Origin of the sequence: Sphingobacterium thalpophilum (assembly GCF_038396785.1) — a bacterium.
GTDB classification, from domain to species: Bacteria; Bacteroidota; Bacteroidia; order Sphingobacteriales; family Sphingobacteriaceae; genus Sphingobacterium; species Sphingobacterium thalpophilum_A.
The window spans coordinates 2,078,835-2,097,272 of sequence record NZ_CP151087.1 but is presented as its reverse complement, the minus strand read 5'-3'; the positions used below and the strand labels follow the sequence as shown (position 1 = coordinate 2,097,272).

General features: G+C 40.6%; 18 protein-coding genes and 2 pseudogenes. 14 read left to right on the top strand and 6 right to left on the bottom strand.

Going from position 1 to position 18,438, the window contains the following annotated elements; genetic code table 11:
* Positions 1 to 145: 145 nt before the first annotated feature.
* The gene (locus AACH28_RS09385) at positions 146 to 322 is read right to left on the bottom strand and encodes a hypothetical protein (RefSeq protein WP_157698392.1); all 177 of its coding nucleotides are present in this window, start codon (positions 320 to 322) and stop codon (positions 146 to 148) included.
* A gap of 62 nt (positions 323 to 384) precedes the next feature.
* Complete coding sequence (locus AACH28_RS09380) at positions 385 to 1,095, bottom strand: DUF6454 family protein (protein WP_341832775.1); 711 nt, start codon at positions 1,093 to 1,095, stop codon at positions 385 to 387.
* A gap of 258 nt (positions 1,096 to 1,353) precedes the next feature.
* Between AACH28_RS09380 and AACH28_RS09375 the strand changes: the two genes are divergently transcribed.
* Complete coding sequence (locus AACH28_RS09375) at positions 1,354 to 2,718, top strand: hypothetical protein (protein ID WP_070567511.1); 1,365 nt, start codon at positions 1,354 to 1,356, stop codon at positions 2,716 to 2,718.
* Between the two features lie 6 nt (positions 2,719 to 2,724).
* On the opposite strand, the gene AACH28_RS09370 is transcribed toward AACH28_RS09375, so the two are convergent.
* Positions 2,725 to 3,627: an energy transducer TonB gene (locus tag AACH28_RS09370; RefSeq protein ID WP_341832774.1), complete on the bottom strand. Its 903-nt coding sequence runs from the start codon at positions 3,625 to 3,627 to the stop codon at positions 2,725 to 2,727.
* Positions 3,628 to 3,831: 204 nt separating this feature from the next.
* Here AACH28_RS09370 and AACH28_RS09365 point away from each other — a divergent pair, with 204 nt between their 5' ends.
* The 3 genes from AACH28_RS09365 to AACH28_RS09355 all read left to right on the top strand — a co-directional run bounded on the left by AACH28_RS09365 (position 3,832) and on the right by AACH28_RS09355 (position 5,386).
* A complete protein-coding gene (locus tag AACH28_RS09365; protein WP_341832773.1) occupies positions 3,832 to 4,221 on the top strand; it encodes a hypothetical protein in 390 nt (129 codons plus the stop codon).
* Between the two features lie 260 nt (positions 4,222 to 4,481).
* On the top strand, positions 4,482 to 4,733 hold the full coding sequence (locus AACH28_RS09360) for an FUSC family protein (RefSeq protein ID WP_153846684.1): 252 nt from the start codon (positions 4,482 to 4,484) through the stop codon (positions 4,731 to 4,733).
* Between the two features lie 53 nt (positions 4,734 to 4,786).
* The gene (locus tag AACH28_RS09355; protein WP_286802314.1) at positions 4,787 to 5,386 is read left to right on the top strand and encodes a hypothetical protein; all 600 of its coding nucleotides are present in this window, start codon (positions 4,787 to 4,789) and stop codon (positions 5,384 to 5,386) included.
* Positions 5,387 to 5,996: 610 nt separating this feature from the next.
* On the opposite strand, the gene AACH28_RS09350 is transcribed toward AACH28_RS09355, so the two are convergent.
* Entirely contained in the window at positions 5,997 to 6,134 is a 138-nt protein-coding gene (locus tag AACH28_RS09350; RefSeq protein WP_286802317.1) for a hypothetical protein, read from the bottom strand.
* Between the two features lie 233 nt (positions 6,135 to 6,367).
* Here AACH28_RS09350 and AACH28_RS09345 point away from each other — a divergent pair, with 233 nt between their 5' ends.
* Entirely contained in the window at positions 6,368 to 6,892 is a 525-nt protein-coding gene (locus tag AACH28_RS09345; protein WP_286802320.1) for a hypothetical protein, read from the top strand.
* On the opposite strand, the gene AACH28_RS09340 is transcribed toward AACH28_RS09345, so the two are convergent.
* Both AACH28_RS09340 and AACH28_RS09335 read right to left on the bottom strand, forming a co-directional pair.
* Positions 6,831 to 7,226, bottom strand: coding sequence for a hypothetical protein (locus AACH28_RS09340; RefSeq protein WP_341832772.1), 396 nt, complete (start codon positions 7,224 to 7,226; stop codon positions 6,831 to 6,833). The genes AACH28_RS09345 and AACH28_RS09340 overlap by 62 nt on opposite strands.
* A gap of 484 nt (positions 7,227 to 7,710) precedes the next feature.
* Positions 7,711 to 8,261: pseudogene (locus AACH28_RS09335) on the bottom strand (SDR family oxidoreductase).
* A 209-nt stretch (positions 8,262 to 8,470) separates the two neighbouring features.
* Here AACH28_RS09335 and AACH28_RS09330 point away from each other — a divergent pair.
* From AACH28_RS09330 to AACH28_RS09290, 9 genes and pseudogenes are all read left to right on the top strand, one after another.
* Positions 8,471 to 8,932 carry a redoxin domain-containing protein gene (locus tag AACH28_RS09330; RefSeq protein WP_286802322.1) on the top strand — a complete coding sequence of 154 codons (462 nt, stop codon included), beginning with the start codon at positions 8,471 to 8,473 and terminating at the stop codon, positions 8,930 to 8,932.
* 2 nt (positions 8,933 to 8,934) lie between these two features.
* Entirely contained in the window at positions 8,935 to 9,444 is a 510-nt protein-coding gene (locus AACH28_RS09325; RefSeq protein WP_182982482.1) for a thioredoxin domain-containing protein, read from the top strand.
* 268 nt (positions 9,445 to 9,712) lie between these two features.
* Positions 9,713 to 10,502: pseudogene (locus AACH28_RS09320) on the top strand (alpha/beta fold hydrolase).
* A gap of 591 nt (positions 10,503 to 11,093) precedes the next feature.
* On the top strand, positions 11,094 to 14,330 hold the full coding sequence (locus AACH28_RS09315) for a TonB-dependent receptor (RefSeq protein WP_341832771.1): 3,237 nt from the start codon (positions 11,094 to 11,096) through the stop codon (positions 14,328 to 14,330).
* Between the two features lie 12 nt (positions 14,331 to 14,342).
* Positions 14,343 to 16,109 carry a RagB/SusD family nutrient uptake outer membrane protein gene (locus AACH28_RS09310; RefSeq protein WP_286802331.1) on the top strand — a complete coding sequence of 589 codons (1,767 nt, stop codon included), beginning with the start codon at positions 14,343 to 14,345 and terminating at the stop codon, positions 16,107 to 16,109.
* Positions 16,110 to 16,244: 135 nt separating this feature from the next.
* Positions 16,245 to 16,502 carry a hypothetical protein gene (locus AACH28_RS09305; protein WP_286802334.1) on the top strand — a complete coding sequence of 86 codons (258 nt, stop codon included), beginning with the start codon at positions 16,245 to 16,247 and terminating at the stop codon, positions 16,500 to 16,502.
* A 5-nt stretch (positions 16,503 to 16,507) separates the two neighbouring features.
* Positions 16,508 to 16,963 (top strand): hypothetical protein, encoded by a 456-nt coding sequence (locus tag AACH28_RS09300; protein WP_286802336.1) that lies wholly within the window; start codon positions 16,508 to 16,510, stop codon positions 16,961 to 16,963.
* 146 nt (positions 16,964 to 17,109) lie between these two features.
* Positions 17,110 to 17,313 (top strand): hypothetical protein, encoded by a 204-nt coding sequence (locus tag AACH28_RS09295; protein WP_286802339.1) that lies wholly within the window; start codon positions 17,110 to 17,112, stop codon positions 17,311 to 17,313.
* Positions 17,314 to 17,584: 271 nt separating this feature from the next.
* Positions 17,585 to 18,394, top strand: coding sequence for an AraC family transcriptional regulator (locus AACH28_RS09290; RefSeq protein ID WP_341832770.1), 810 nt, complete (start codon positions 17,585 to 17,587; stop codon positions 18,392 to 18,394).
* The last annotated feature ends 44 nt before the right edge of the window (positions 18,395 to 18,438 follow it).

The following is an 18,438-nucleotide window of genomic DNA, read 5'->3' as shown; positions in this document are numbered from 1 at the left end:
AATAAAATAATAATATGACTCGGGGGTTATTTATTCGTAATAAAACGAGCTGATCTGAGCAGCTATTGCCTCACGGAACGAAAGTCATAATAAGGGTGGTTTTTTATTTTTAGTATGGACGATAGACTTCCGGATAAATTGTAATCTATTGGTGAAGTTTATGTAAACGAAGGTGTCTGAGTAATAATTCAGGATAATCTGCTTGGACTATATTTGCCCCGTTCTGATGCACTTTGCCAAATTCAGCTGGATCATTCAAAACCAGTTTATCGACATTCCAGAGACTATTGATAAATGTTTTAGTACCAAATTTGTGTACCATCGAATTAATTTCTTTTGTATTTGTCTGATATCAATTTCAGCCATAGCGACTCCCAGAGCAATTCATGATTTGGAATTAGTTATCTCATACATGTAAAGTGTGGATTGATCATCATCGGGCACAAAGTACAGGCAGACCTTTCCGTCAACGACATCGGTGTAAAAAGGATTACTTGTCATAATGCGACCTGTTTTACTTCTTAAGTGGATTGGCAGGGTATAGGTGCTCTGATAGGTATGAATATCCATTAATTGAATGCCCCCGATTACGAGGCGCTCCTTTGCGTGGGGATCTTTCAAAAAACTGTTGACCCCGGAGCAAATCATCAAACCTTGACCCACATATTGTCCATCCTGAAAATGAATAAAATGCTGATTATTGTTAGAGATTGATTTTAAATGCCATTTACCACGATCGAGCAATTGTTGTTTCCACGTATAAAACTGCATAGCATCCCAATTGAAACCAACGAGTTCATGTCGATCTCGATCGCAAACAAGGGCTCCAATGGCATCGTCTACCGTAAATTCAACCTTCGCTTCCATGGTAGTCGGATCTATTCTGTAAATCAGCGACCTGCCGTGGGGACGATATTCACAGACCGGGATCCAAATATATTGACCATCAAAATCTATCCCCCCGGGATGATAAACGCTATCTTTTCTTAAACGAAGTTGAGCAATAAGCTCTCCTTTAAAATTAAATTTCATGAGATAGCCCGTTCCCAGGCCGACGGCCTGCTCTTCGTAGATCGGCCGCTGTTTAGCTATCAAAGCTTTTTTTATCGGTATTTGTCTAGTGGCTTACGGGAACTGCTATTGCAGAGCTTTCTTTTTTTATTAATTTTTTATATATAGAGTTAAATTCGTTGTGGTTTTTTGCCTGTATTTTATTAGCTTTATACATTCATTTTTGCTATTTAATTGTTCGCTTGGCCTCCCAATTCGATGTCTCTTGAATAGAAGAATTGAAACTTTTATCCAATTCTATAAATTATATCATAAGTTATTGCTAGTTAATTTTCATAGATAATGAATCATTTCAAGTTCCAATCTGCTGTATTCATATTTTTGTGTTGGGTGTTTGTTTACCCTGCAATAGCACAGCAGCAGACATTTCCGCAAAAAGAAGATTATTTACAGCTGCTGGAGCGCGCAGCAAAGGAAAATAAGCCGATGTTCTTGGTGGTTCATCAACGGGACGATCAGTTTATTCCTTTTAGAGGCTCTGTTTCAAAAAAAGCAAAAGATATCCTCAGTACGCAGTTTGTGTCGGGAATTGTTCAGGTGGATCGGGATGAATTTGACCATCCGTTGCAACGGGCTTTCTATTTGAACAAACCGATGTACCTTGTTACTGATAAAGATGGGATTCCTATTTTACGAATAGACAAGGCGGTTGATGGGGGAGATGAGCTGGAAAGACTCATAGACTCGGCAAATACGCTTGCAAAAGCTGAAACTCTCGGTAAGCTTATAGCAGAATATCGAAAGGGGATCCGTCAGCAGTCCTTGCTGAACAAAATACTCCGCTATAATCAGACATTTGATCAATATACAGACCAGCAACTGTTGAGTGACTATATAGCACAGCTGACGATAGAGCAATTGAATAATTTTGAGACGGTTGTTTTTTTATTGAGCTGTGGCCCTGTATATAATAGTAAATCTTATTTATTGGCACGTACCAATAGTAAAATGGTGGATAGTCTGTATTCCTCGTTGCCATTGCCCGTTCGTAAAAAAATAAACAATAGAATTATTCAGCGGACATTTCGCGAATCGCTTGACAAGAGAAACTTTTCATTAGCTCAAAACGTTGGTTATTTTGCCTATACGACATGGACATCTAATTATTTGCGCGCTTCCAATTCCCAAGGTTATTATCCCTTGGAGTATAAAAGGCTAATGAAAGATAGTCTGTCTTACGTCCGGATGGCAAGGAATTATTATGAACAATCATTTTATAAGGTGGACCCCGATTCCTTGTCTCGAATGGATTTTGCGCAAGATCGAAAGATCAATTTTTCAGGAAATCAACTTGTGTTGGACAGTGCACAAAATGCGGAGTTCAAATCGTTGGTTGGTAAAGGACGTAAATATTATCAGGATGACCTGGCAAATAATTTGAATTATGGTGCTAAACAGATCTTGGCCTTTGAGAGAAATGATCCTTCGGTTATATTTGATGCGATCCGTTGGCAAAAGAAAACAATAGATCTCAAACCTGATGTGCCAGCATTCCGTTATACGATGGCTTTATTGTTGTATCGGGTTGGCTTTTATGCGCAGGCAGAAGAAGAACAACAGAGAGCTGTGAAATTATCGAAGTCAAATAAGCTCTATCAGGAAAAAATGAAGGCCGTATTGAAGCAGATGCAGTCCAGACGATTATGATCAGGGCTAATTTGGAGCGGGACCTGTATGTAAACGGATTGGAATGGTAAACTGCACACGTACAGGCATACCGTATTGATAACCCGGAGCCCATTTATCGGCTTTCTTCAGTACTGCTATACCATTTGCTGCTGTTCCATACCCGAGGTCATTAATCACTTCAAATTCATTCGCCAGACCATTTTTTTCAATGACAAAACTGATGAGAAGTTGTCCTGATACTTTTGCATTTAAAGCTTCTTTGGGATATTTATAATTCTGGGCAATAAAGATCATAAGGTTTTTTATCCCGCCAGGGTATTCCGGTTGGACATCTCGACGTGTATAGGGATGCACATTGCCCATACTATCTGTGCTGGTTCCCTTGCTTAACACACCTTTTTCATACCATTCTTCAAACTTGATCTTTCCTTTTTTTAAAGTACCTTCCCAATGTCCTTGACGTAATCCATCAACATATACACCTTTTTCAGTATTTATATTGTTTTTAAATTCGAACGTGCCATTTCCATTTTCGACCTGCTTTCGGCCTGTTGAATCAGCATAATAGATTAGTCGGCTATGCTGGTCCTGAAAAAGAAATTCGTTGGGACTGGCTTCAGAACCGGAGAAAAATCTAATTTCTCTTAAAAGACCATTTTCGTGGTATCTTTTTACAGTATCGCTCAGTTTATTGTCTTTATATCCGGCTGATACCGCTAGGTTGCCATTGTTGTAATAACTTTCAATAATGCCTTCCAGATATAATCTTCGTGGGTCAGCTACTTTTGTCCAGCCATGTCTTTTTAAATTGCCATTTGGATAGTAATCGTTTACTTCGTAAAGCCCCAATTCATTTGCTGTTAAACGAATAATGTTTGTGTAAGCGGCTGAATCTTTTATAGCAGTAATACCACGATTTTTCTTCATATAAGTGACAATTGTTTCTTGTGCTTTTGCATGAATCACAAGGCCTGTAAAAAGGAAAAAAATAATGTATTTGTGTATATTTAAGGGATAATAGTGCATGATATGGTTAATTTTATTTAATCAAATATATATTTTTTAGGTGAAATAATCCGCAGCGTTGGACAAACTATTTCGAGTGGAATGATGTCCTCTAAGTAAAAGATTATGAATAATTCACCTATGCAGAAGATTGCACGAGTTGGTCTAGGTACCTTTTTGGTGGTAGCCGGTATTGGACATCTGTCCTTCGCCCGCAAGGAATTTCAGGCTCAGGTGCCGGACTGGGTTCCGATCTCCAAAGATGATACTGTTGTATATTCCGGTATTGCGGAAATTGCTTTGGGTGCTACACTGATTTTCGCACCTGCTAAACAGCGATCGAACATTGGAAAAATCGCAGCAGCGTTTTTTGCAGCTGTGTTTCCCGGAAATATTGCTCAATATAAAGACCATCGCGACGGCTTTGGATTGGATACGGATGGAAAGCGGCTTGCCCGTTTATTTTTTCAGCCTATATTGGTTGCATGGGCTTTGAAAAGTACATGCAAGAGCTGATTGGGTGAAGACTGGTTGAACAGAAGTTGATACAAAATTGTAAAAAACAAACCATATGTCTGCGGCTGTTGTCCTATAGGTATCCATGTAAGGAGTAACTTAGTTAAAAGGTCGGGTGTTCCATTTTCATCCGACCTTTTTTATTTTTTTGCGCTATTCTTTTGCTAATTTCCAACCTTTTGTGTTTTTTTATTGCTCATTTAAATAATTATATTCGCATCAAACATATAAAATAACTAACCTATAAAAGTACAGACCAGATGGAAGAAAAGAAATTAAATGAACTGAGCAATGAAGAGTTGTTGGTTCTCAAAAAGAAAGCTAAACCCACGAAAATAATCAATGCATCGATTATTGGCTTTTGTTTGGGCATTGCTGCCTACAGTATATTCGTAGCCGGTTTAACCTGGCCTACAATTTTCCCATTGATATTGGCCATTTTGTTCTTTAAATATTTTGGAAAAAATGAGAAAGCACTAGATGCGGAGTTGAAAGCCCGAAATCTGAAATAGAAAAAGAAAACCATTGCAGCTGCGCTGTTGTTTATTTTAAAAAACAGCTTAAGATGAGAAGGGAACAAATAGAAGCATGGGTAGCGCAAGGTTACAATGTGCTGGAGCACAGGAAGCCCAAAGTTGTACAGGGCGATGTATGGGCGTATCTCAATCAGTGTGACGGCCATGGTACCGATGTATATGCGCTTTCTGAATTGGAGGAATGGTCGGATATGGAACTTGCAGAAATGGAACTGAAAAAATATGCCGATCAGTACGGACAGATGGGCGAGAAGCTGTTTCTGCGAAATGAAGCAATCCGAAATAAAGAATTTGATAAGTATGAAGCCTTCCTGTTGCTTTTTTTTCCGGACAGTGTCGAAAAAGAGCTGGAGGAAGCACGGTTTTTGGCCGAGCGTGTGAAACGTGTTAGCAAGGAAGAAATGGAAAAATGGACGCTGGCCCACACAATCAATGTACTGATATCTGATCTTCACTGCTTGGACTATGGATCCATTATGAGCGGGATGGTGATGCCATCCGAAGATGTGGTCACTTATACCGACGACGGGCTTAGCGATACCATTGATTGCCATGTTACGCCGATGGAGTTTTTCGCTCATACCAACCACGACTATTACTGGATCGATCCTGTCATAAGAAAATCCTAATGGAAGCCCTTATAAGAGCCTTTTAGGCTTACTTTTCATGCAGAATAAGGTAAGCTTCTCCTGAACTGATTTCTTTTTTTGGTAATTACATTTCGGCAGATTCGGCAGCTTTGGCCTCGAGTGGAAAAAGGAACTATGTGAAAAAAGTAATGTTTAATGACAGGTGCGCAAGGTGAACGCGGTCAACAAAAACCGATGGATGCGTGGGAAGCGAATTGGTTAAAACATAAAAGGTTATATAGTTATGATGAAAAGAAGAACGATAAAGATTTTAAAACTGTTTACTGTTATTTTTTGTGTTTTTCTTGAGTTGTAGCCATCATATCGAAAAAAAGCTAGAGGCAGTAATCGATGACCCCAACGATCTGGAACTGCCTCGGAAAGTAAATGATTCGCTTTGGCGTCGAGCAATTAATGCAGGAGATTTCAAGGCTTATAATGAAGTGTCAAATAATTATTTGCTAATCTTAAAAATACCTGAGTTGTATTATTATGTACTATATTATGTACTATTGATGGCAAATTGATAGGAATGCCCAAAAAAATGAAGGCGATGAGTTTCTGTTAGTCCACCTTAAACCGTTTGGGATACTCGCCTGTGGTATCTAGGCTAAAAAATCATCTCAATATCATATTTCTGTTCAAGGGCCCTAAACTCATCTGCCGATAACGGGGATTGTAGATCGGTATACAGTTCAGGTCTTAGATTTTGGATATAACTGTCTAATGTCGCTAGCGTCTGTTGCATAATCGTCGATTTTTGATGCATGCATAAAGTTAGTCATAATTGGCTGAGTATGCGAATTATCATGTGCGCTTAGGGTCGTAAGAAAAGTTAAAAATGTTAATAATTATTTAATGGGAATTAGTGTAAATTTATGTCAGCATAAAGCTGTAGCTATGTTCATCATTGGATAAAACGATAGCGGATCTTCAAGTGTTATTTATGCAGTTGTCGTTTTTATAATTTACTGAATACGGATGAAAAAGATCGAACTAGTCCCACTTGTTGGGATTCAAATTGAAGGTATTGGTCAGGTTAATCTCGGTGCGGGCCGTACTGAAGTTCAACGTGTACTTGGTGCTCCTTCGGATGCGCTGGACGACCAATATTATTATGATGAACTCGAATTGAGACTTGATTTTAATGATCAGGGAACATTGGAATTTATAGAAAGCATCAATGGACCCTATCCAGAAAAAACTGAAATCAGTATCTATGGTGTTAATCCATTTCAGGTCGAAGCGACTGAACTTATAAGCATCCTGAGTGATAAAAACGCGGGTGAGGTTGATGATGCCGAAGCGGGATATTGCTATACATTTTTAAATAGCTCTGTTGGTGTCTGGAGACAGATTACTGAAGAGGATGTTCAGGAGGAGATTGAGGAAATCAAAGCCGATGGCGAATACGAAGACAATGCGGATATGCTGCTGGAGGACCTTAAAAAGTCAAAGTTCTTTTGGACGATTGGCATTGGCGTAGCGGGATATTACGCGGAGTAAAAATGATTAACCTACTGAAACAGTTGCCTAAATTCCACGGGGCTTTAAAAAGCGCTTCATTGACCTGATATTGGAAAAAATCGTAGGAGTGAATATGTTTTGCCAATTCGCTGTTCCAGAGAAAATCGGGATGGATCAACAGGATCCAGCCGCTGGGTTGCGCCTGTACTTCCTGATTGATCTCCACTTTTAGAAATTGTAATGGTGAGACAAAGGTGAGTATGCCCGAGTCGAAGTCATAGTGCTGCTGTCCATAATTGAACCTGGCATTTACATTTCGCTTTAAACCGATCGAATAAAAATGTTGTATCCAATTCAATTTGCGATCATTCACGGGGTAATGTACTGACTGTAATCAACCAGGCTGATCAATGGATGGTCGGGTTTAGGTAGTCCGCAAAAGCTGCGGAATTCCGAAAGGGAATGAAAGCAAAATGTATTCTTCATGTTGTAAATTTACTGAATTTTTAATTTGATTATTGTGAAATATCCTAGGAAGCTCCATATGCTGAACTAAGCTGTTATACGGATTGCTCGAAACCTGTTGACACGGTATAACTTTTCCATTTTTCGATTTCTGCCCTAAGCATGTTGATCTTGTTTTTGGCCAGTTCATACGCATCTTCGCCCATTAAAAAATGGATTGGAGGCTGCTCCAGCGTGCTAAGCTCGATTAATAGGGTTGCTGCTTTCTTGGGATCGTTTGCCTGATTCCCATGGATCTAATGCAGATGGGTGGATTCGTTTTCTCGGGCAGTTACATAAGCTGCGATCGGATTGGCTGCGGTATGTAAGGATCCCACGGATAAAAAATCAGTTCAGAAGTAGCCGGGATACACCAAGGTCGTGTGTACACCAAAAGGTTCCATTTCGACAGCGAGGGCTTCGGTAAAGCCTGCGACAGCAAATTTGGTGGAGCAATAAACACCAAAGGCTGGGTAATTTCCTGCGAGTCCGCCGATAGATGGTATATTGAAAAGATGTCCCACTTGTTGACGTCGCATATGGGGGCGATATGTCGGATGGCATTGAGGGATCCAAAGACATTCACTTCGAAGTTGCGACGTGTTTCCAGGTCACTGAGCTCCTCTAGGGTTCCAGTTTGGCCATATCCGGCATTGTTGACCAGTAAATCAATCTTTCCGAAATAATCAATGGCCGATAGTACTGCCCGGGCAACGTCTTTGTCATCGGTAATGTCTACTTCAAGCGGCAGAAAATTTTCCTGATCGCCGATTTCATCTTCCAGCGCCTGTTTTGTTCGTGATGTGGCAACTACAGAATAATCTTGGGCGAGCAGCTCTTTAACGAGGTTGAGACCAAGCCCTTTGGAGGCACCAGTGACGAACCATACTTTTTGTGATTTCATGTGTTTCTGTTTTAAATAAATTGATGACACAAAGATGGCCAACCCACCGATTTTGGATGTAGGCAGATCAACGGATCTTGTAGTCAGATAGTGGATAAGCTATTTTTTCTTTAAAACAATTTTTGCTTTTAAGTGCTTTATTTAAAGGTGATGCAGATCTTTTAAGGTTGTGCACCTTGAGATGGCAGTTAAACTTTAAAGACGTTGATATGTTAAAAAAAAATGATGTTGCCCCTGATTTTACCTTGTATGCGACCCCCGATCAAAAAATTAGCTTATCAGAATTCAAGGGGCATAATGTGATATTGGCATTTTACCCTGCAGATTGGAGTCCTGTATGCAGCGATCAGATGGCATTATATAATGAAATGCTCAAGTATTTTAAGAAATATGATGCCGAAATTATGGGTATTTCCGTTGACAGCAAATGGTGTCATATGGCGTTCGCACAGTCGCGAAAGCTGCATTTTCCGCTCCTGGCCGATTTTGAAGCTAAGGGCGAGGTTGCCAAAAAATATGGTGTTTATGATGATGAAGAAGGTGAGTGCAAGCGCGCACTCTTTGTAATTGATAAGGAAGGGATTATTGCTTGGAGTTATCTATCTCCAACGGCGGTCAATCCAGGTGCAGACGGTATTATCGAAGCATTGGAGAATCTTAAATTAAAATAATTATGTCATTGAAACCGAAGGTCAGCAATGCTGACCATATATTGGGAAATGGCCAGGCCGATCTGACCATTGTTGAATATGGGGATTATCAATGTCCACATTGCGGTGCAGCCCATCCCATAATAAAAGAAATGATGGCCGAACTGGGAAGCCAGATCAGGTTTGTATTCCGTAATTTTCCACTTTCGGAAATGCATCCTTATGCTCAACCCGCAGCATTGGCGGCGGAAGCGGCAGCACTGCAGGGAAAATTTTGGGAGATGCATGATGCCATTTTCGAAAACCAGAACTTGCTGAGTGCGAGATTGCTGTTGGATATCGCCGAGCAACTGGATTTGGACATGCCAAAGTTTAAATCTGATTTGCAGGACGAGGCGTTACAGGATCGGGTAGATGGCGATTTTGAAAGTGGTATGCTGAGTGGCGTTAATGGGACACCGACATTTTTTGTCAATGGACAGAAATTTGACGGTGGCGCGGAAGATCTGGTTCAAATATTAGGTGAAAACTGAATATATGATTACTATTTAAACACAGGTGCGCACACGACGAGAAGCCTTTTGCAGGAAAATAGGACCTATCGTAAAAAACGGATAAATCTGTTGTATAAATAATGAATTATCGTTGTTTTTAAATTAACTTTTGCTTTTTTAATATGCTTAAATACAGTGGTACATTGTGGTTGGACTATAAATTGCAATCCAATTAACATATCATGTAAACAATAAAATTCTTAAACTAATCATCATGGCAACATTCAAAGTTTAAGACGGAACAGAAATTTATTACAAAGACTGGGGAACTGGACAACCGATTGTATTTCATCATGGTTGGCCTTTATCCAGTGACGATTGGGGCGCGCAGTTGATGTACTTACTCGAAAAAGGGTACCGTGTGACCGCACACGATCGCCGGGGGCATGGTCGCTCGACGCAGACGGCGACAGGTAATGAGATGGATACCTATGCGTCGGATATTGCACAATTGGTAGAAGCATTGGACTTAAAAGATTCCATCCATATTGGTCACTCAACAGGTGGTGACGAGGTTGTTCGCTACATAACAAATCATGGTACTTCTCGGGTTTCAAAAGCTGTATTGATCAGTGCGGTTACCCCTACAATGGCCAAGAGTGCTACAAATCCCGATGGTGTACCTATGGAGGTTTTTGACGAAATAAGATTGAATGCTGCAACACGTAGACAGCAGTATTTTCAGGATTTTACCCTCGCTTTTTATGGCTATAACCACGATGGCGCGAATGTACAACAAGGCGTGATGGACAACTGGTGGCGGCAAGGGATGATGGGCGGTATTAAGGCTCACTATGATTGTATCATAGCTTTCTCTGAAACTGATTTTACGCAAGAACTTAAAAAAGTAGAAATTCCTGTCTTAGTATTGCATGGTAAAGATGATCAGATCGTACCGATTGATATAACGGGCAGAAGAGCGGCTAAGTTAGTCCAAAATGGTACTTTAATTACCTATCCCGGTTTCCACATGGAATGCCTACTACAGAAGGGATACCATCAATAAAGATATCCTGGCTTTTATTAGCGAAAAATAAGCGCATACAAAAAAAACGATAACAAAAAGATGCTGCCTTGAAAAAATACTCGAGGCGGCATCTTTTTGTTATGCTATCTTGGGCCTATTTCTATTGGTCACTACGGCTGGAAGTAAAGTAACAGATGAGCATTGCTATGCTAGAAAGTATAATCAGCTGCTTAGCAAAACTGACGGGTGGTAGGATTTTTAAATTTATTATCGTTACGTACACAGAGACCTCTAAACGAATTAATTTGTAGGTTTGACCCTAAGAAAAATGCAGAAATAGGCTGAGTACCTTTAATGCGATCCCGCTTGACGGATTTAATTGAATATGGTCTGTTGCCCTTCTCGGTCACTTAGTGTATTTCTGGATTATGAAAAAGGGGACTTTAGGTTTTTGAATTGAATGGATTAAATTTTAGGTGTGTCAATACTTGTTTTTATAATTTATGTTACATAAAAGATAAATTTTGATTATTTAATGGTGTGCTAAACCTGTTTAGGTAATAATGTTGTTGATATTAATTAAATATTTGTTAACATTACGGTAAATTATAAACCAAGTCAAAGCATCAACTTTGATGCAAAATTCTAAACCAGACTAAAAATGCAAAAAACATTACTAATCAGTATGGCATTGGGTCTCTCATACCCCACTTGGGCTAATGTAGAGCGTGATTATGTCAAATTGAATCAAGAGGTGCGCAGTATTGCAGTTCAATCTACCGTGAAAGGGGTGGTAAAAGACAAAAACGGAACAACCTTGTCCGGAATTACCATTACCAATTTAACCAGCCAAAAAACAACCTCAACGAATGTAGCTGGGCAGTTCACGATCGAAGCTACTACAGGGCAAAGACTCAAATTGACAGGGATAGGTTACAGTGAAAAGATCGTCAACGTGACGGGCGGGCAGATCGATATCATCATGGAATCCAAAGATACCGAACTGGAGGAAGTTGTAGTGGTCGGTTATGGTACGCAGAAAAAAGTGAATCTTACCGGTGCGGTAGAGCAGGTTGGGTCAGAAGCTTTTGAGGGACGCGTACTGGGTAATGCAAGCCAGATGCTCCAAGGGGTGATTCCCAACTTAAATGTAACCCCAGCAGATGGTAAACCCAATCGGGCACCAAGTTTCAATATCCGTGGGACAACTTCCATTGGGCAGGGGGGAAGTGCACTTGTCCTGATCGATGGTGTCGAGGGTGATCTTTCAGCGATCAATCCCAATGATATTGAAAGTGTAACGACACTCAAGGATGCTGCTTCATCTGCGATTTACGGCTCCCGCGGTACCTTCGGAGTAGTTTTGGTCACAACGAAGCGTGCCAAGTCCGGAAAAACTTCGATCAATTATTCTGGAAGTGGCTCCTTCCAAAAACCTGTAACCTTGCCCAAATTTGTGACAGATGGTTACGAATATGCTTCGCATTTCTTTACAGCCTATAATGCCTGGAACAATTATTCTTCCATTCCGAGCAAGCTCAACAAGACACAGATCTTTACAACAGATTGGCTGGAAGAATTTAAGAGAAGAAAAGAACAGGGTATTACTGAACAGGTTACAGTAGACGATAAGGGTAATTATGTATACTACGGTAATGAAGATTATTATGGCATGCTGATCAAGGATAATACGTTTGTCCAGGATCACAACCTGTCCATCAGTGGTAATTCAGAAAAAATGGATTACTATATTTCCGGACGTGCTTACGATTATAATGGTATGTACCGCTATAATAGCGATAAATATAAAACCTATAATACGCGTGCAAAAGCCGGCCTTCAGGTGACAGAATGGTTGCGGATAAGCAATAATATCGATTTTAATTATGCCAAATACAGAGACCCATCGACTGCTGGCGAAGGTGGAAATATCTGGCGCAATATTGCCGATGAGGGACACCCTTCTTCGCCGATCTTTAACCCTGATGGATCTATGAGCTTCTCTGCAGCCTATACAGTAGGGGATTTTATCTACGGTAAAAATGGTACGAATACGGCAAATCAGGATCTCCGCAACACAACTTCTTTCGAGACTAAGTTTTTCAACAACACGTTCCGCGTTAAAGGGGATCTGACTTTTAGAAATCGCGATTTTAATTCGGTAAGAGTCCGTGTACCTGTTCCGTATAGCACACAGGAGGGAAAAATGTTGCGGTTGGAAACAAGTATGAACGACAATATTTATCAAGTAGACCAACGCTACCGTTACTTGTTTGGAAATCTCTACAGTGAATATGAACGCACAATAGGCGATCATTATTTTAAAGGTTTGCTCGGATACAATTATGAGCAGCGTACGTATAATTCAACCTATATTACCAAAACAGGTCTACTCAATGATGATGTTGAAAATATCAACCTGGCAGTAGGGCAGAATACCACAGCGACAGCGGGATATAACAAGTACCGTAATGTCGGGGTATTTATGCGTGCCAATTATATTTTCAAGGACCGTTACCTTTTTGAATTCAATGGCCGCTACGATGGTTCGTCCAAATTTCCGACAAACCAACGATGGGGATTATTCCCTTCCGCATCCGTGGGCTGGCGTATTTCTGAAGAGCCATTCTTCCAGGTGGACAAAAGAGCACTTTCTGATCTGAAGTTAAGAGCGTCCTATGGTTCATTGGGTAATGGTAATGTCGATCCGTATTCCTATTTGGATATTTACGAGATCAAGATTATGGATCGGGTATTGAACGGACAGAAGCCGGCATATACCTCGGTGCCTAAGGTGATCCCGGATAACTTAACTTGGGAAACAGCGCGCACAGCAAACTTAGGTCTTGATCTATCGTCTTTAAATGGAAAACTGACTTTTACGGGCGATATCTATCAACGCAAGACCTTAAATATGTATACCTTAGGTGTAGCTTTGCCTGATATCTTTGGTGCGGAGTCGCCGAAAGGGAACTATGCTGACATGACCACAAAAGGTTTTGAAGTGAGCTTGACTTATAAGGATAGATTCGATCTGAACGGTAGTCCTTTCAATTGGTCCGTAAGGGGTACTTTGGCTGATTATAGATCCAATATAGACCGTTACGAAAATAAAGAGGGTTTAATCAAAGATGGATCGTATTATGAAGGTCAGCGAATCGGTGAAATATGGGGCTATGTAACGCAGGGTTTATTTCAGAATCAGGCGGAAATTGATGGTGCTGCAAAACAAAAATTGATCAAATCGTCAAACAATGGTACAATATATCCAGGTGACGTACGTTTTGCGGATCTAAATGGTGATGGTGTAATTGATTATGGAAATAATACGATTTATAGCCATGGTGACAGAACTGTAATCGGTAATGCCGATCCACGATATATCTATAGTTTTAACCTTAATCTGGATTGGCAAGGTATTTATTTCTCGTCTTTCTTCCAGGGTGTGGGTAAGCAGAATTGGTACCCGAGCAATGAATCTATTTTTTGGGGACAATACAATCGACCTTACAACAACTTGCCGGAATGGCACCTCAACAATTATTGGACTGAAGACAATCCAAACGGTTATTTTCCTCGCTATGCTGGGTACAATGAATCTATCAAAACAACGCCACAGACAAGATATCTTCAGAACGTTGCCTATATACGGATGAAAAATATACAGATCGGATATAGTTTTCCTAAATCTGTAACCAACAGGTTAAAAATTAGTAGTCTTCGGGCTGGACTTTCGGGCGAAAACTTATGGACCTGGTCGCCTCTTTACAAAAAAACGAAGGATCTCGATGTAGGTAATCTGGGTAAATCTGATCCGGAGATCGGAACGGGTTCTGGCGACGGATTTAACTATCCGATTATGAAGAGTGTTAGTTTTAATTTATCTATTGGCTTATAGTTTTTTATTATCATGAAAAAATTATTTTATATACCTATTGTTGCGCTTTTGTTCTCCTCCTGTGAACTAAACGAGCTGCCGAAGGCAGGTGCCACCGAGGAGGATATCTTCGGGAGCGAAAGTGGATTAAAAAATTACAGCAACTCATTCTATCGGAATATTACCTCTGGTAGTGACGCTTATAAAGGTGACGCTATGGCTGACTATTCGGCCGTAAATAGCCTCAATGATTTTATGGTCGGCGGCGCTTACAGTGCTGAGATCAGTTCTGGGTGGTCCTGGACTACCCTGCGTAATATCAACCAATTGATAGCTAAATGTAATAGTCCCAAATTGAGCGATGCCATCAAAAATAATTATATCGGCTTAGCCCGCTTTTTCAGAGCTTGGTTCTATTATGAGAAAGTAGTTCGTTTTGGCGATGTGCCTTGGGTAGATCACCCTTTGGCGGTTGATGAGACGGATATTCTTAAAGCACCACGGGATTCGCGCGAAGTGGTCATGAAACACATCATGGAAGATCTGGACTTTGCCTACGCCAATATCACAAATACGGCGGGTGACGGTAGTACGATTAATAAATGGACAGCACTTGGTTTGAAGACCCGAATCGCGCTGTTCGAAGGAACATTTCGTAAATACCAAAAGCTCAATTTGGCTACACAGCCGGAAGTATTTTTCCAGATGGCGGTAGACGCTGGCAAGATTTTAATGGAAAATGGTCCTTATGGGCTTAATATCTCCGCAGACCCTAAAACATCACAGCGACAGTTGTTTATCAGTAATACTCCAGTGACAAAAGAGGTCATGTTGGCCGTAACTTTCAGTAAAGATCTTGCGCTTTTGAACGACGCCAACTGGTGGTGGACATCTGCAACCTATGGTCCACGTTTAAGTTTGGTAAGGCCTTTTATCAATAGTTTTTTGAATGTTGACGGTACTCCTTATACGGATAGACCGAACTTTCAGACTGAGGAATTCTATGAGGAGTGTCAAAATCGCGACTTGCGCTTGGCGCAGTTGATCCGGACGCCAGGATATTCCCGTAATGGACAGCCTGCTCCCCCAAATTTTGCAAGTTTTACTTATACGGGGTATCAACCGATCAAGTATACTTTAGACGATCCCTATTACGACAATGGCGGTTACAATACCAATGCAGTTCCTTTAATGCGTTATGCGGAAATATTATTAAACTATGCTGAAGCGAAACAGGAACTAGGTACTTTCAATGATGCGGATTGGTCGAAAACTATTGGAGCATTACGTTCAAGGGCTGGAATAACAAGTGGAACGAATACACTGCCAACCAAAGTGGATACCTACTTGAAAAATACATTCTTCCCCGAAGTCAATAGCCCCGTGCTTTTAGAAATACGTCGTGAAAGACAGGTGGAATTAGCCCTTGAGGGTTTCCGTTTCAATGATTTGAAGCGATGGAAACTTGGACCGCTTATGGCAAATTTGCCTTGGACGGGAATTTATATCCCTGCTTTAGATAAGCTGATTGATATCGACCACAATGGAACTCCAGATGTTGTGTTCTATGATGGAAGTAAATCAGCTCCTTCGATAACTGTTCCTGCAGGAGTAGCCAAGGTGGCTATAGGGGGTAAAAGTACCAATTTCCAGACAATGACTTCGGACAATCACCTGGAATGGTTTAAAGCTGTGAAGCGTACTTGGGATGACAACAACAAGCAATACCTTTACCCAATTCCGTCTGCAGCGATTGTGCTGAACGGAAATCTGACACAAAACCCAGGTTGGAGTAAATAGGAATTTAACCTATTAGTCCCCATAAAAGAAGGCTCCTTGCATTGCAAGGAGCCTTCTTTTATGGGGACTTTAGATTATATGGACGCTAGATCTAGGTAATTTTAATTAAGTTTAGGTGGAGCAAAACCAGTATATATGAACTTAGAAATTAATTTACCCACCTATTCCGAAGAGTTGGGGCTACAGGCGTCATGGGAACCTGGATTCGAAATTGCAGTTCACGTTGTTGCCAACGAAATTGTAATTCGAGCCAACAAACAGGGACTTATTTCATTGGCCAAGCAACTTTTGATACTCGCGCAGGATGAGGTGCCTAAAGGCGCCCATTTCCATTTGGATGAAACGAATGCCCTTGAAATGAACGCTGTTCCGATGATTTTAGAAAAACGATAAAGATCATGAAAATACATCACCTCATAAGAAGCAGCCTACTTTTTTTATTTTTAAACTGCATGACGTTGATGGCTGTTGGGAAGGAAATTTTGTATGTATTTCCAGATTCCGTAGAGAGAATACTGGAACAACATTTAAGTAAATACAGCCTAAATAATGATAAAGAAAGGGTTTATTTGGATCTCGCTAGAAACGATAAATTTTATCGGTTAACAATCGGAACCTATTTTGTTGACCGGGATGATGATGTGACCCGTTGGATTAAAGCGAGCAATCGCTTGGGTTTAGTTAATACAAAGAAATATCCCCTGTTGATTGATGTGGATTTTGATTTCGGCGCACCAGAAGAGACGGCTTTGGGGACTTTTGGAAAACGAGAAGGAAAGGTCAAACGTACGCGGGTTCTGATGCATGGCTTTAGCGTGAAATTCACTAAAAATGGAGCGATTTTGAAAGAATAGGATAACAGGCCATGGGTACAAATCTCTCCCTATAAAAGTCGGTGGATATAGACTTTTATAGGGGGAGAATAGCAAAGAAGTTTTTGATTCTTTATACTGTGAAGGATTGTCTTTTCCTTCGGTAAAAATTTGAGCGGGTTTTTCGTATGTTGGTGCAACGTCGGCTCGCTGTTCTGCAAAATAGGCTGATCCATACAATCGCCAAACCAGCCGCCGATCGCTATCTGGAATTTATTGAACTATACCCGACTATTTCCCAAAGGGTACCGCAATACTATATTGCATCCTACTTGGGGGTTTCACCCGAATTTGTCAGTATTATACGTAAGCGGCTTGCTGCAAAGAAATAACAAGCAGTTCGAATGGCTCCATGTTGAAACACGTAGGTGATGACATGGGCCATTCGATTTAGAAAAAAGAAGGATGCTTTCCAAAAAGTGAATGTATTTATGCGTTGAGTTTTTCGGTAGCTTGATTTGAGCTGTGTATCAACTATATTTTGAGCTTTCGGACAACTAGACTTTGCAAAAGGTATGAGATATTTGCTACCTTTAGGCTGGGACTGATTTTAGCTATCGGTACCCATAATCGCAGAGCCGTTTAAAATAAATCGTATTGAGCATGGAAGAGAAAGATTTTGGGAATGCCTTTTTGTATTCCTGTTATGTCGAGAAAGCATTTGGGCACGAACAGTTCATTCCCGAACATGTCGTTTTTTTTCAGCTATCTGGTGAAACACATCTGGACCATCAGAAAGGAAAATTGGTGGCGACAGAAGGGCAGATTGTGGTTGCCCGTAGAAACCAACTGGCCAAAGCTTTTAAATATCCCGCGAAAAATAATATTTACAAATCTGTTTCAGTATTGCTGGGGGCTGATCGGCTGAAGCAATACGCGATGGACCATCACCTCAGTTCGGACAAAAAGTATCAGGGTGAGTCCAATGTTGTACTGGAAAGTAACCTGTTTATAAAAAGTTATTTTGAGTCATTGACCCCCTATGCGGAAGCCATCGACCGAGTGAGCCCGCAGATGGAAAATATCAAGATCTATGAATTGATCACCTTGTTGTTGGAAAGCTATCCACAGTTAAAAGACCTGCTTTTTGACTTTTCGGAGCCGCATAAGATTGATCTCGAGCAGTTTATGGTTGAAAACTATCGGTACAATGTGCCTTTAGAAAACTTTGCCAAACTAACTGGGCGGAGTTTAGCAAGCTTTAAACGTGATTTTGAGAAAATATTCCAGACCTCTCCCCGAAAATGGCTGCAAGAAAGACGTCTTTCTGAGGCTTATTATCTAATTGAAAATAAGCGACAAAAACCTGAAGATTTTTATCTTGATCTGGGTTTTGAAAACCTTTCTCATTTTTATGCTTCTTTCAAGGAGAAGTTTGGCATAACACCAGCGACTATCAATTCCGTTGCTTAACATTATTTCCGCCACCAGTAGCTAGGTGTTAAAGGGGGCTGATC